This window comes from Klebsiella sp. HMSC25G12, assembly GCF_001807705.1.
Lineage (GTDB): Bacteria > Pseudomonadota > Gammaproteobacteria > Enterobacterales > Enterobacteriaceae > Klebsiella > Klebsiella variicola.
This window is the reverse complement of the sequence record NZ_KV789841.1, coordinates 21800-36078: the sequence shown is the minus strand read 5'-3', so window position 1 is coordinate 36078 and position 14279 is coordinate 21800. Positions and strand designations below refer to the sequence as shown.

Sequence of the window (14279 nt, the reverse complement as noted above, 5' to 3'; positions counted from 1 at the left end):
CCATTCTAGATCTCATGCATAAGCGCCGGACGCGCGCTTCATTCACCCTTTTCAACAGGACAGCGCATATGACCAATCCATTACTGACGCCTTTTTCCCTGCCGCCTTTTTCTGCGATCAAACCGGAACACGTGGTCCCTGCGGTCACCAAAGCGCTGGATGATTGCCGGGCCGCGGTGGAAAGCGCGGTGGCGCACGGCGCGCCGTATAGCTGGGAAAATCTTTGCCAGCCGCTGGCGGAAGTGGACGATGTGCTGGGACGCATCTTCTCGCCAGTCAGCCATCTGAATTCGGTAAAAAACAGCCCGGAACTGCGCGAAGCTTACGAACAGACCCTGCCGCTGCTCTCCGAGTACAGCACCTGGGTCGGCCAGCATGAAGGCCTGTATAAAGCCTACCGTGACCTGCGCGATGGCGATAACTACGCCACGCTGAATACCGCGCAGAAAAAAGCGGTCGACAACGCGCTGCGCGATTTTGAACTATCCGGTATTGGCCTGCCGCCGGAGGCGCAGAAACGCTACGGTGAAATCGCCTCGCGCCTCTCTGAGCTGGGTAACCAGTACAGCAACAACGTCCTCGACGCCACCATGGGCTGGAACAAGCTGGTGACCGACGTCGCCGATCTGGCCGGTATGCCGGAAAGCGCGCTGGCCGCCGCTCAGGCTCAGGCCCAGGCGAAAGAGCAGGAAGGGTATCTGCTGACCCTGGATATCCCGAGCTACCTGCCGGTGATGACCTACTGCGACAACCAGGCGCTGCGCGAAGAGATGTACCGCGCCTACTCCACGCGTGCCTCCGACCAGGGCCCGAATGCCGGTAAATGGGATAACAGCCCGGTGATGGCGGAGATCCTCGCTCTGCGCCATGAGCTGGCGCAGCTGCTGGGCTTTGACAGCTATGCCTTTAAATCCCTCGCCACCAAAATGGCGGAGGATCCGCAGCAGGTGCTCGACTTCCTCACCGACCTGGCCAAACGTGCCCGTCCGCAGGGCGAGAAAGAGCTGGCCCAGCTGCGCGCCTTCGCCAAAGCCGAGTTTGGCGTTGATGAACTGCAGCCGTGGGACATCGCCTACTACAGCGAAAAACAGAAGCAGCACCTCTACAGCATCAGCGATGAGCAGCTCCGCCCCTATTTCCCGGAAAACAAAGCCGTTAACGGCCTGTTCGAAGTGGTTAAGCGCATTTACGGCATTACCGCCAAAGAGCGTACCGATGTCGATGTGTGGCATCCGGAAGTGCGCTTCTTCGAGCTGTATGACGAACACAACGAGCTGCGCGGCAGCTTCTATCTTGACCTGTATGCCCGTGAACATAAACGCGGCGGGGCGTGGATGGACGATTGCGTCGGTCAGATGCGTAAACTGGATGGTTCCCTGCAGAAGCCGGTCGCCTACCTGACCTGTAACTTCAACCGCCCGGTCAACGGCAAACCGGCGCTGTTCACCCACGACGAAGTGATTACCTTGTTCCACGAGTTCGGCCACGGTCTGCACCACATGCTGACCCGCATTGATACCGCCGGCGTTTCCGGCATCAGCGGGGTGCCGTGGGATGCAGTCGAACTGCCGAGCCAGTTTATGGAAAACTGGTGCTGGGAGCCGGAAGCGCTGGCGTTTATCTCCGGTCATTATGAAACCGGTGAACCGCTGCCGCAGGAGCTGCTGGAGAAAATGCTGGCGGCGAAAAACTACCAGGCGGCGATGTTTATTCTGCGCCAGCTGGAGTTCGGCCTGTTCGATTTCCGCCTGCATGCGGAATACAAGCCGGAGCAGGGGGCGAAAATTCTTGAGACCCTGGCCGAGATTAAAAAGCAGGTCGCTGTGGTGCCGGGCCCGACCTGGGGCCGTTTCCCGCATGCGTTCAGCCACATCTTCGCCGGCGGCTACGCGGCGGGCTACTACAGCTACCTGTGGGCCGACGTGCTGGCGGCGGACGCCTTCTCACGCTTCGAAGAAGAGGGGATTTTCAACCGCGAAACCGGTCAGTCGTTCCTCGACAATATCCTGAGCCGCGGCGGTTCCGAAGAGCCGATGGTGCTGTTCAAACGCTTCCGCGGCCGTGAGCCGCAGCTGGACGCGATGCTGGAGCACTACGGGATCAAGGGTTAAGTCTGCGGTGAAGATCTGCTTAATTGATGAAACAGGCGCCGGAGACGGCGCCTTATCTGTTTTAGCCGCCCGCTGGGGGCTGGAGCAGGATGAAGATAACCTGATGGCGCTGGTGCTGACGACGGAGCATCTGGAGCTGCGTAAGCGCGATGAGCCCAAACTTGGCGGCATCTTCGTCGACTTTGTCGGCGGGGCGATGGCCCACCGGCGCAAGTTTGGCGGCGGCCGCGGTGAAGCGGTCGCCAAAGCGGTGGGTATTAAAGGTGATTACCTGCCGGATGTCGTCGACGCCACCGCCGGGCTGGGACGCGATGCCTTCGTGCTGGCGTCGGTCGGTTGCCGCGTGCGAATGCTGGAGCGTAATCCGGTGGTCGCCGCGCTGCTCGACGATGGCCTGGCGCGCGGCTATGCCGATGCGGAAATTGGCGGCTGGCTGGAGGAGCGGCTGCAGCTGATCCACGCCTCCAGCCTGACGGCGCTGACCGATATCACCCCGCGTCCGCAGGTGGTGTACCTCGATCCGATGTTCCCGCATAAGCAGAAAAGCGCGCTGGTGAAGAAAGAGATGCGCGTCTTTCAGTCGCTGGTGGGGCCCGATTTAGACGCCGATGGCCTGCTGGCCCCGGCGCGCCAGCTGGCGACCAAACGGGTGGTGGTGAAGCGCCCGGATTACGCGCCGCCGCTGGCGGAGGTCGCCACGCCGAACGCGGTGGTGACCAAAGGGCATCGGTTTGATATTTACGCCGGTACGCCGGAGTAATATTACGCCGTGGTGGTATCTCCCGGATAGCGGCGCAACGCGCCTTATCCGGGCTACCGAATTGTCGCCCGGCTCAGTGTAGCGTAAGCCGGGAACCGCAATATCTGAACAAACGGCGCCAGCGCGGATCGGCCGTCTTAAACGGTTACTCGGCGCTGGCCGGGGTATTAATCATCCGGTTCAGCCACGGCACCATTAGCGCCATCACCACCGTGACGCCCAGCGTCACCAGGCCAATTTTACTGAACACATTGGTATAGACCGGCAAGGTCTGCAGCGGATCGGTAATGTTTTCCGGCACTGCGGTGAAGGTCGCCACATAGCCGCCCAGCAGGAACGCGGCGGCCTGGGTCAGAAACCACATCCCCAGAATAAAGCCCATCAGATGCTGCGGCACCAGCGCGGCAACCATCGCCAGCCCCAGGGCGCTGATCAGCAGTTCGCCCAGGCTCTGGAACAGATAGACCAGCACAATAAACCACGGCGAGGTTAATCCCTGGGCGTCGGCAAACCACATCCCGGCGGCTGCGGCGGTCAGGAAGCCCAGCGCGCAGAGCAACATCCCGAGGGTAAACTTCACCGGCATGGTCAGGTCTTTCCCTTTGTGACCGAGATGGGTGTAGATCGCCGCCAGCACCGGACTGGCAACCACCACCCAGAAGGGATTGAGCGCCTGGAAGCTGACCGGATTGATGGTAAAGCCCAGGATCTCATGATGGACGTTGTTGATGGCGAAGAAGTTTAGCGAGGTCGGCATCTGGGCATACAGAATGTAGAACAACACCGCCTCGATCATCAGGATAAAGGCGACGAACATTTTGTTGCGTCCGGTTTTATCGAGGCGAAACGCTTCGCGGAAAAAGAACGCAATGACCACGATCGACAGGACAATCAGCATCAGGTTGGCGACCATCACGTTATGCATCAGCCAGGCGCAGAGAAAAATCATTACCACCGTCCCGGCCAGCACCAGCGCCAGATTGCGCAGGCTGAGGGGGCGATGATCCGGCTCGGAGCCAATATCTTTCACCATCCCACGGCAGGCGAAGTAGACCAGCAGCGCGATAATCAGCCCGGCGCCGCACAGGTTATAGGTCACGGCATAGCCAAACTTTTCGGCGATCACCGGCGCCAGCGAGAGCGACAGCAGTGAACCGATGTTTATCGACATATAAAACAGGGTAAACGCCCCGTCGAGACGGGCGTCTTTAGGCGGATAGCATTTTGACAACAGGCTCGCCGGGTTGGCTTTAAACAAACCGTTGCCGACGGCGATGGTGCCGAGAGCGATAAAGATCAGCTGCGGTTTCAGCAGCGACATCCCGGTCATAAAGTAGCCGATAGCCAGCACAATGGCGCCGAGCACCAGCGTGCGTTTGGTCCCCAGCAGATGGTCGCCCACGTAGCCGCCGATAGAGATCAGCCCGTAAACCAGCGCCGCGAAGGCGCCGAAGGTGATAAAGGCCTGTTCCTGAGAGAAGCCCAGCTGTTTGACAAAGAAGACCGCCAGGATCCCCTGAACGCCGTAATAGCCAAAACGTTCCCAGAGCTCCACAAAGAAGATCATGAAGAACGGACGAGGTTGCTGCAGCAAGCCCGTAGGTGCAGTTGTATTCATATTCCTTCGCCTTGTTTTACTTTCCCAAAAAGTATGAACGCGTATGCCAGAACGCGCCGAAAATGTCTGATAACTCGCCATGCTGCGGTTATTGGCTTAATGAATAGATTATTATATAGATGTTTTGGCGAATAACTGGTTGATCACACTAATTGAATGGCGATTTTATGGCTTTAATCTCTGCCATGCGGTGAGGGGAAAGCGAAAATAAAGACGCCCGCATCGGCGGGCGTCTTACGCGGATAAAACGGGACGGTTATTCGTCTTCTTCGTCGCGCAGCGGGACGATCAGCATGTCGACATGGACGGTGTTGATCAGCTGGCGGGCAGAAGACATCAGCTTGCTCCAGAAGTCCTGATGGTGGCCGCAGACCACCAGATCCATATCATATTTTTTAATCGCATCGACCAGCACCTGGCCGAGGTCGCCGCTGCCGCTCAGGGTCTCGGTGATCGGGTAGCCCGCGTTGGTGGAGAGCTCGGTCAGCGCGTGATGGGTCTCTTCGGAGATGCGTTTTTGCATGTCGCCGAGGTTAACGTCAATCAGCCCGGTGTAGAGGTCGGAGTAATTCACATCCACGTGGATCAGGGACACTTTTGCGTTATACGGGCGGGCCATAGAAACGGCTTTTTCAACCAGTACTTTACTCTCCGGGGACAGGTCTACTGCAATAAGAATATGTTTGTAAGCCATAGTGTTACTCCTTCCATAAGTTTGTCGATGACCATTGGACCTGACAGCTGGCGCTGCCGTTTCGCCCGCGTCCTGCGTGCTACATTCGCGGGAGGGTAGCCTTTAAGGACTTCATTGTAGAAGATATTTCCTACCTTATAGCGCCCCCCGCACTCCGTCAATGCACTGGGTTCACCTAAAAGTTAAACAAATTTATCCGTCTTACGTATTGATAACGAATAACCTTGTGGTAAAAAAATTAATGGATCTCCTACACTATTTAATGAGCCGGTCGGAAAAATAAATGTGATCGGAATCGCACTCTTTACGGTATCGTCGTGGGTTATTTGGGGAGCGGTAGCCGCGGAGGATTTCTCCGTGGGCGGGTCGCCGGGGAGGAGGTATGATCAGCACTATTGCGCTGTTTTGGGCCCTGTGTGTCGTTTGTGTGGTGAATATGGCACGCTACTTCTCATCGTTGCGTGCATTATTGGTGGTGCTACGTGGTTGCGATCCCTTGCTCTATCAGTATGTTGATGGCGGCGGCTTTTTTACCTCGCATGGGCAGCCCAGCAAACAGATGCGGCTGGTCTGGTATATCTACGCCCAGCGTTACCGTGACCATCACGATGATGAATTTATTCGTCGCTGCGAACGTGTCCGTCGTCAGTTTATCCTGACCAGCGCGCTGTGCGGTCTGGTGGTGGTGAGCCTGATTGCGCTGATGATCTGGCACTAACGACATCTTCGGGATAAAAAAACGGGCCAGCAAGCTGACCCGTTTTGATCGAATGACGTTTAAATCAGTTTCAGGGAGAGCCAGTAAAGGACGCCTGAAAGGATAATCGCTGCCGGAAGGGTCAACACCCAGGCCATCAGGATGCTGGTCACGGTCTTTTTCTGCAGACCACCGCCATCCACCAGCATTGTCCCCGCCACCGAGGAGGAGAGCACGTGGGTGGTGGAAACCGGCATTCCGGTGTAGCTCGCCAGGCCGATAGAAACCGCTGCGGTCATCTGTGCCGACATCCCCTGAGCGTAGGTCATGCCCTTCTTACCAATCTTCTCGCCGATGGTGGTCGCCACGCGGCGCCAGCCGATCATGGTGCCGATACCTAACGCCAGCGCGACCGCCATAATAATCCAGATTGGCGCGTACTCGATGGTGCTCAGCATATCGGTTTTCAGTTTCTTCAGCAGACGCTGGTCGTCAGCGCTGACGTCCGGCAGCTTCGCCACTTTATCAGTGGTGTCGGAGATGCAGAGCATAATGCGACGCAGCTGACCGCGCTGATCCGGTGACAGTGAATCGTAGGTTTCAACGCCGGTCAGCATAGTCTTCACGCGGTCAAGCGCGTTGATAGTATTTGCTGGATGGCAATGAAACTCACCGTTGGCCGCGGTATTGGTATCCGGAGACGGAACCAGTTGGTCAACACCGGTGGCTTTCTTCAGCAGATCAGGGCGCTGCTGGAAGAAGGTTTCCACGTTGTTGACCGCATCGCGGGTACGAGTGATTTCGTAACCGGAGGCGTTCATATTCACCACGAAGCCCGCCGGGGCGACGCCAATCAGCACCAGCATCACCAGACCAATGCCTTTCTGCCCATCGTTGGCGCCGTGGGAGAACGACACGCCGATAGCGGACAGGATCAGGGCAATACGGGTCCAGAACGGCGGTTTTTTCTTACCGTCTTTCTTTTCACGCTCTGCGGGGGTCAGGTGGATACGCGCGCGTTTTTTGGTACCGCTCCAGTAGCGACGGAGAATGAAAATCAGGCCGCCCGCAATCACCAGACCGACGATCGGCGAGATGATAAGCGAAGCAAAAATGCCGATGACTTTCGGGATATTCAGCGCATCAACCACTGAAGTACCGGTCATCAGCGCATTGGTTAAACCAATACCGATGATGGCGCCAATCAGGGTGTGAGAACTGGAGGCCGGGAGGCCGAAATACCAGGTGCCGAGGTTCCAGATGATCGCCGCCAGCAGCATAGAAAACACCATGGCGAGGCCATGTGCGGAACCCATGTTAAGCAGCAGATCGGTGGGCAGCATATGCACAATGGCATAGGCTACGCTGAGACCGCCCAGCAGAACGCCGAAGAAGTTGAAGAGCGCCGCCATCGCCACAGCAAGCTGCGACCGCATTGCGCGAGTGTAGATAACCGTAGCCACCGCGTTTGCGGTATCATGGAAACCGTTAATCGCTTCGTAAAACAGTACAAAAGCTAAAGCAAGCAATAATAATAGTCCGGTATGTAAATCCAGACCGGCAAATAAATGTAGCATAGGACGTTACGCCATTTTGAGGACATGAACGCGGCGCATTATCAGTGACTTTAGCGGCGCGGGCAAAGTGAAATATAGACTTTTTTTGATTTTCTTCCTGTTTAGGTTTTACCCTGTTGGGAGTAATCCTATATCTTTCAATGATGTATCTAATGCGGGATTTTTCCCGCTGGTGTGACCAGAGTGAAATATTTACAAAACCCGACAATTGGGGAACGAGGAACGCGGTGTGGAAAGGTTTGATGCCATTGTCGTTGGCGCCGGAGCGGCGGGAATGTTTTGCGCAGCGCAGGCGGGCCAGCTCGGCTGCCGCGTCCTGCTGCTCGATAACGGCAAAAAGCCGGGACGAAAAATTCTGATGTCCGGCGGCGGCCGCTGCAACTTTACCAACATGTATGTTGAGCCGGCGGCCTATTTGAGCCAAAACCCGCATTTTTGCAAATCTGCCCTGGCGCGCTACACCCAGTGGGACTTTATCGAGCTGGTCGGCAAATATGGCATCGCCTGGCATGAGAAGACGCTCGGCCAGCTGTTTTGTGATGATTCGGCGGAGCAGATCGTCAATCTGCTGCTCGCGGAATGCGAAAAGGGCGACGTGCAGATCCGCCTGCGCAGCGAAATTCTCAGCGTCGAGCGAGATGAACAAGGCTACCGGCTACAGGTGAACGGCGAAACGCTGATGACCAAAAAGCTGGTGATTGCCTCCGGCGGTCTGTCGATGCCGGGGCTCGGCGCCTCGCCGTTTGGCTACAAGGTGGCCGAGCAGTTCGGCCTGAAGGTACTGCCGACCCGCGCCGGGCTGGTGCCGTTTACCCTGCATAAGCCGCTGCTCGAGCAGCTTCAGGTGCTCTCCGGCGTTTCGGTGCCTTCTACCATTACCGCCGAGAACGGCACCCTGTTCCGCGAAAATCTGCTGTTTACCCATCGTGGCCTTTCCGGGCCGGCGGTGCTGCAGATATCCAGCTACTGGCAGCCCGGCGAGTTCGTCACTGTTAACTTGTTGCCGGACTGCAATCTTGAGGACTTCCTTAACGAGCAGCGCAGCGCGCATCCCAACCAGAGCCTGAAAAATACCCTGGCGATGCAGCTGCCGAAGCGGCTGGTGGAGTGTCTGCAGCAGCTGGGACAGATACCTGATGTAACACTGAAGCAACTGAACGTTCGCGATCAGCAGACGCTGGTGGAGACACTGACCGCCTGGCGCGTGCAGCCGAACGGCACCGAAGGCTACCGGACGGCGGAGGTGACCCTCGGCGGCGTGGATACCAACGAACTTTCGTCACGTACCATGGAGGCGCGTAAGGCGTCGGGTCTCTACTTTATCGGCGAAGTGATGGACGTCACCGGCTGGCTCGGCGGCTATAACTTCCAGTGGGCGTGGTCAAGCGCCTGGGCCTGCGCGCAGGCGCTGGTGGAAGGGTAACGGCGGTTTTATTCCGGCGGACAGGTTCGGTTTATCCGCTGATGTTATGTTGCTTCAGTTTACGCCACAGGGTGGTAGGACTGATGCCGAGGATGGCCGAGGCTTTGGTTCTGTCGCCATCCGTTTTTTCAATCACGCTCGCGATCAGCTGTTTCTCCTGTTTTTTTAGCAGATCGCTCTCATCCGCGACCACCGCGAGGTCAGTCACAAGAGACACGCCCTGGTGACAGGGCGATGAGAGGTGACTGATCTGCTGCAATACCGCTTTATCCACCGTATTACCCTCCAGCAAGACGATGAGGCGATAAATGACCGCCTGCAGCTCACGGATATTGCCTGGCCAGTCATAGTTCTGTAAGCAGTTCACGGCATCCGGGGTAAAGGTGAGGTGCTTGTTCTGTTGCTGCAGAAGATGGTGAATCAGCACCATAATATCTTCAGGTCTTTCGCGTAATGGCGGGAGCTGCAGTTCAAGGATATTGATTCGGTAATAGAGATCCTGGCGGAACTCCCCGCTGGCGATGAGCTGACCCAGATCTTTATTGCTGGCGGTGATCAGGCGAAAATCGGCTGAGAGCAGGCTGTCGCCACCAAGACGGGAAAATTGCTTCTCCTGCAATACGCGCAGCAGCTTCACCTGGACCGACAGCGGGGCCTCACTGATCTCATCGATAAATACCGTTCCGTTAGTGGCCATTTCAAAGACCCCGGGTTTGCCTCCCTTCCGCGCATTGGTAAATGCGCCTTCGGCATAACCGAAAAGTTCACTTTCCAGCAGGCTCTCCGGAATAGCCGCGCAGTTGATGGCGATAAAAGGACCATGGCTGCGGGCGCTGACGTGATGAATACTCTGAGCAAACAGTTCCTTCCCCGTGCCGGTATCCCCTAAGAGATGGACCGGAAGATCATGCTGAGCGCACAGCCTGGCTTTTCGTATCACCTGATGCATGATCGGCGATTGCGTAATAATATTGTCAAAAGAATAGCTGGTGGCATAGCCGCGTAATTTACTTTTTTTACTGTTAGTCTGCTGCCAGAGTGTGCTTTCCTGGCTTAAGCCAGTGATAATGGCATAGGTGTTTTGGCGATTGGAAAAATGACGGACTGAGATACAAACAAGTGTGCCATTAATTTCGATAGTTTGCTCTTTGATGTTGGACTCATTAATCATGCTGGCATAGATATCTTTAAAAGCTTCTTTTTTAAAGATTTTGTCACCCACCTGACATTGAAATAAGGTCATGCCGATAGCATTGATATTAATGATTTCACCCAGTTGATCAACACACATAATGCCTTCGCGTGATTGATTCAATGCCGCATGGCTCATGACTAACTTTAAATTTTCCCGATTAATATATTTTAGTAAGCCATGAGCTTCATTAATGGCTTGTTCAATGGAATTATTGTCGGCGTCGCCTTCAATAACGTTGAGATTGTATTTCTTGGCCATTTCGGCGACAGTCAAACCACCAATGACCATATGATAACCATTTTCTGACAGATTTTTTATAACATTTTCAATGTCATGGTGATTGTAGACCTGGCAGATTTTAAACTCGTCGTTGGTCATGCTTTGGTAATGCCGCAGCGCCCGGCAAAACTGAGGGAAACCAATGGCGGCAATTTTCTGTGATTTATTCTTGGCTTCCTGCAGGATGCGGTATACGCCATGAAAATCATGGGCAATTTCGATAACCGGAATAGGGATGTTATTGCGAAGCAGGGCCGCAGTGCCGCCCCGGCTAATAATGATTCTGGTGCCGGACTGGATCATTTCATTAGCTTTATTGAGAACGTCAGAATAACGAAATTCATAGACGGGGATTTCCAGTTTACGCTCAATAAGAACATTCATTATCCGTTGGGTAATGGTGCTGGAAACTGAGAAGATGACAATTTCATTATTCTTCATACATTATTCACTTATCGGCTCAGGATTGGCTAAAATCATTATAATTTTAAGGCGCAGATAAATAATGACGAAGGTCATAGAAGAGGGGTTTTATCATACCAGCCATACGCCTGGAAAGGCGTATGGCTGGTGGCTTGCGAATTAGAAACGCAGACGGCGATAAACAATCTGTCCGTTACAGATAGTGGCGCAGTTATCGAGGTAGCAATCACCCTCCAGGGTTTTTCCCCGGGTATCTTCAAAGGTGATCTTATCTTTGCGTAATTTCACAATGGAAATATCGGCAATAGCGTTTGCCGCCAGGGTACCAATCTGCCCCTGCATTTTCATCAGGCGAGCCGGCGTGGCGGTCACGGCGCGGATAACGTCAAAGAACGGCATGCCCATATTGAGATATTTCGACATCACATGCAGCAGGCTATAGACCTTATCAGTACGCAAGCTATTGCGCAGGGTTAAATCGGTACTGATGATATCAGGGTAGAATCCCTGCTCCATCGCCGATTGCGCCACCTTGAAATCAAAGTGGGCGACACCGTTTGAACAATCGAAGATCACCCCCCGGGACTGTGCTTCTTTGATGGCGGCATACACCTGCCCTTGTTCGTTGAGAATGGAATGACCGGTACCGTGGAAACAGTGCGCATAGATGTCGCCCTCTTCAAAATAGCGGATCAGTTCATCGGCGCACAACAGGGAGTCGGTGACATGCACGCAAATCGAGGTTTCCAGTTTGCGTGCGAGGGCGACCGTGGCTAACAGCGGATCGCTGGCATACTGTTTGCCTCGGGCGATATCCTGGCTATAGCGTAATTTCAAACCCAGGATGTTGTCTCTATTGTCATTCAGCGTCTGGGCAATTTTTTCCTCGTTGTAATTGGCCGGATTGGTATTTTCAAGGTAGCCGGTGGGCCCGCCGCCGAGGGTGGAGAGGCCAACATTGACCACGTTTAAATAGCTCTTAATTTTCACCATCGCCGGATGGATCACGCTATTACGAAATAGCGAATAGTTGACCCATCCGCTGCTCCCGGCATCGACCATGCTGGTGACGCCGTTGGGTAAACAGACGATATCAGGGTTAACGCTAATCGCCGTTCCGCCATGGAAAACATGGCCATGAAAATCGATGAGGCCGGGAAGAATGATACAGCCCGACGCATCAATAACGGTTTCAGCCTGCAGGTCGCTATGATGAGAAATATCAACGATGCGGTTACCCTTAATACCAATATCGGCGTTGATATAAGTACGGTTTTCAATATCGGCGATCTGGCCGTTTTTAATGACTATATCCAGTTTCATTTTATGCTCCTGTCAGATGCCGATAAGCTTCCAGTAAGGAATACCGATTAAGAAGAAGATTAACACGTTCACCACAACCATAATGGTGCCGAGCATCCAGAAGGTTTTCTGTGGCACGTAGCCGCTGGAGAACGTAAATACACCAGCCCCATTGCCATAGTGGGTCAATAACGCGCCATAGCCTGCGGAGAAGGCCAGGGAGAGCGCGACGTACATCGGATGTGCCTGCGTGGTCATACCCAGGGTAAAAAGTACCGGATAGAAAGAGACCACAAAGGCGCTGTTTGAGACGAAAAAATAGCGGACCGCCAGGCTGATAAACACCAGCACGGCAATCGCGCTGATTTCACTCAAATGCGAGAGATCGAGATAATTTTTAATCACGTCGACCAGGTAAACATAGAAGCCCCCTTTTGACAGCGCCACCGCGCAACCGTAGAAGGCGCCGTACCAGACAAAGGTCTGCCAGGCTGATTTTTCGCTGACCACGTCATTCCAGCTCAGGACGCCGAAAAGCAGCAGACAGGCGAGGAAGGCGAGCCCTACCGGAATAAAGGCAATACCGGTGATAGACCCGGTCATCCAGCCTAACACGCCGAGAATAAAGAACACGATCAACAGCTTCTCTTCGCGTTTTACCGGGCCTAATTCATTGAGGCCTTTTTCCGCAATTTCGTTCACGTTCTCAATAACTTTGAGTTCCGGGGCATAGATTTTATACAGGATCCAGGGCGCCAGAATGAGCACCAGTCCCGCCGGGACAACGGCGGCTTTAAACCAGGTCATCCACTCAAGATTGACCTTCATAATTTCATTGGCTAATGAAACGGTGATCGAGTTGGTGGCCATCCCGGTCAGGAACAGGCTGGAGGTCCCCATCGAGACGACGTACATCAGGATAGTCAGATAGGCACCGATTTTGCGGCTACCGTCGTCGGGCTTCGAGCCAAGCGCTTCGGCGATATTCCTGAAAATGGGGTAGGTGATCCCTCCCGAACGCGACATGTTTGAACCGGTCGCCGGGGCCAGTACGGTATCGGTGACCATCATCAGATAGCCGAGCGTCAGGGTATTTTTGCCGTAGCGTTTGAGTAACAGATAAGCAATGCGTTTACCTAACCCGGTAATGACAAACGCTTTGCAAATAATAAAAGCGCTGATAATAAACCATACCATCGGGCTGCCAAATCCAGCGAATAGCGGACCGGGGTCGAGTACCAGAGAGGCGAATCCCAGAATAATCAGCATAATCACCGCGTCGGTAAACGGGCGTAAGACCAGGCCACAGAGCATGGCCAGATAAATGCCAACCATATGCCATGTCGGGGCGGCAACGCCTTCCGGATGCGGTATTATCCAAAATAAAACAGGGAAAAAGATAATCGGCAAGAGTTTTAAATAAAGCATTTTTGTTACCTTTGCTTTAAGGCCACGGCAGATAAACCACCGTGGCTTATATTATTTAATCGAATTAACGGTACGTGTCGTCGATAAATTCGACGCCCGTTGCATCCAGCGATTTTTTAACCCATTGACGATTGGCGGTACCGTTTTTGGCGGCGTCCACTTTGCTGGCATCGAATTTGGCGTACTCTTTCGCTTTATCCAGCACCGTTTCTGCATCGCTTAGTGGGATGACAATGACGCCATCCGCATCGCCGACAATTAAATCGCCAGGGCAGACAGCGACGCCGCCCACGGCAATGGGGGTATTCACTTCCCCGGGTCCCATTTTGAAAGGGCCTGCCGGATTCGAGCCTGTGGCATAGAGCGGAAAATCAAGCACCGATAGGGCGTCGATATCGCGAATCGGCCCGTCCAGCACGATACCGGCAATTTTCTTCATGTGGTGGGCATACGCCACCATGATTTCGCCCATCAATGCCCGCGAGCGATCCCCTTCGTTGGAGACCACGATGACGTCATTTTCCCCCGCCATATCCAGGGCGGCATGGAGCATCAAATTGTCGCCGGCGCGAGCTTTTACCGTAATGGCGAAGCCGGCCATAATCGGTTTTTGAGGTGAGGAAATACGCTTGATGCCGTTGCCTAATACCGCGATACGGTTCATGGTGTCAGCAATATTTGCCGCCGGCAGGTGCTCATATTCTTTCAGCAGGGCAATATTTCCCACCGGACGTTTTAAAAATACACGGTTACCAATAGTCATCTCTTGCTC

General features: G+C 54.3%; 11 protein-coding genes. 4 read left to right on the top strand and 7 right to left on the bottom strand.

Annotated elements, in window-relative coordinates; translation table 11 throughout:
- Window positions 1-68: 68 nt before the first annotated feature.
- Both prlC and rsmJ read left to right on the top strand, forming a co-directional pair.
- Entirely contained in the window at window positions 69-2111 is a 2043-nt protein-coding gene (prlC, locus tag HMPREF3096_RS06510; protein ID WP_032731401.1) for an oligopeptidase A, read from the top strand.
- A gap of 7 nt (window positions 2112-2118) precedes the next feature.
- Window positions 2119-2871 carry a 16S rRNA (guanine(1516)-N(2))-methyltransferase RsmJ gene (rsmJ, locus tag HMPREF3096_RS06505; protein WP_022066426.1) on the top strand — a complete coding sequence of 251 codons (753 nt, stop codon included), beginning with the start codon at window positions 2119-2121 and terminating at the stop codon, window positions 2869-2871.
- Window positions 2872-3016: 145 nt separating this feature from the next.
- On the opposite strand, the gene dtpB is transcribed toward rsmJ, so the two are convergent.
- Window positions 3017-4489 carry a dipeptide/tripeptide permease DtpB gene (gene dtpB / locus HMPREF3096_RS06500; protein WP_070544365.1) on the bottom strand — a complete coding sequence of 491 codons (1473 nt, stop codon included), beginning with the start codon at window positions 4487-4489 and terminating at the stop codon, window positions 3017-3019.
- 256 nt (window positions 4490-4745) lie between these two features.
- Window positions 4746-5183, bottom strand: coding sequence for a universal stress protein UspA (gene uspA / locus HMPREF3096_RS06495; protein ID WP_004145166.1), 438 nt, complete (start codon window positions 5181-5183; stop codon window positions 4746-4748).
- Window positions 5184-5565: 382 nt separating this feature from the next.
- On the opposite strand from uspA, the gene uspB reads away from it, so the two are divergent.
- Window positions 5566-5901 carry a universal stress protein UspB gene (gene uspB / locus HMPREF3096_RS06490; RefSeq protein WP_002921203.1) on the top strand — a complete coding sequence of 112 codons (336 nt, stop codon included), beginning with the start codon at window positions 5566-5568 and terminating at the stop codon, window positions 5899-5901.
- Between the two features lie 59 nt (window positions 5902-5960).
- Here the strand turns inward: uspB and pitA are convergent, their stop codons facing one another.
- Window positions 5961-7457, bottom strand: coding sequence for an inorganic phosphate transporter PitA (pitA, locus tag HMPREF3096_RS06485; protein ID WP_008806938.1), 1497 nt, complete (start codon window positions 7455-7457; stop codon window positions 5961-5963).
- Window positions 7458-7686: 229 nt separating this feature from the next.
- On the opposite strand from pitA, the gene HMPREF3096_RS06480 reads away from it, so the two are divergent.
- Window positions 7687-8880, top strand: a complete 1194-nt coding sequence (locus HMPREF3096_RS06480; RefSeq protein ID WP_012967106.1) for a BaiN/RdsA family NAD(P)/FAD-dependent oxidoreductase — start codon at window positions 7687-7689, stop codon at window positions 8878-8880.
- Between the two features lie 31 nt (window positions 8881-8911).
- On the opposite strand, the gene HMPREF3096_RS06475 is transcribed toward HMPREF3096_RS06480, so the two are convergent.
- The 4 genes from HMPREF3096_RS06475 to HMPREF3096_RS06460 all read right to left on the bottom strand — a co-directional run bounded on the left by HMPREF3096_RS06475 (window position 8912) and on the right by HMPREF3096_RS06460 (window position 14270).
- On the bottom strand, window positions 8912-10795 hold the full coding sequence (locus tag HMPREF3096_RS06475; protein ID WP_032731397.1) for a sigma-54-dependent Fis family transcriptional regulator: 1884 nt from the start codon (window positions 10793-10795) through the stop codon (window positions 8912-8914).
- Window positions 10796-10936: 141 nt separating this feature from the next.
- On the bottom strand, window positions 10937-12100 hold the full coding sequence (locus tag HMPREF3096_RS06470; protein WP_012540369.1) for a metallo-dependent hydrolase: 1164 nt from the start codon (window positions 12098-12100) through the stop codon (window positions 10937-10939).
- Window positions 12101-12112: 12 nt separating this feature from the next.
- Window positions 12113-13507: a DASS family sodium-coupled anion symporter gene (locus HMPREF3096_RS06465; protein WP_004204936.1), complete on the bottom strand. Its 1395-nt coding sequence runs from the start codon at window positions 13505-13507 to the stop codon at window positions 12113-12115.
- A gap of 64 nt (window positions 13508-13571) precedes the next feature.
- A complete protein-coding gene (locus tag HMPREF3096_RS06460) occupies window positions 13572-14270 on the bottom strand; it encodes an RraA family protein (RefSeq protein WP_004204935.1) in 699 nt (232 codons plus the stop codon).
- Window positions 14271-14279 lie beyond the last annotated feature (9 nt).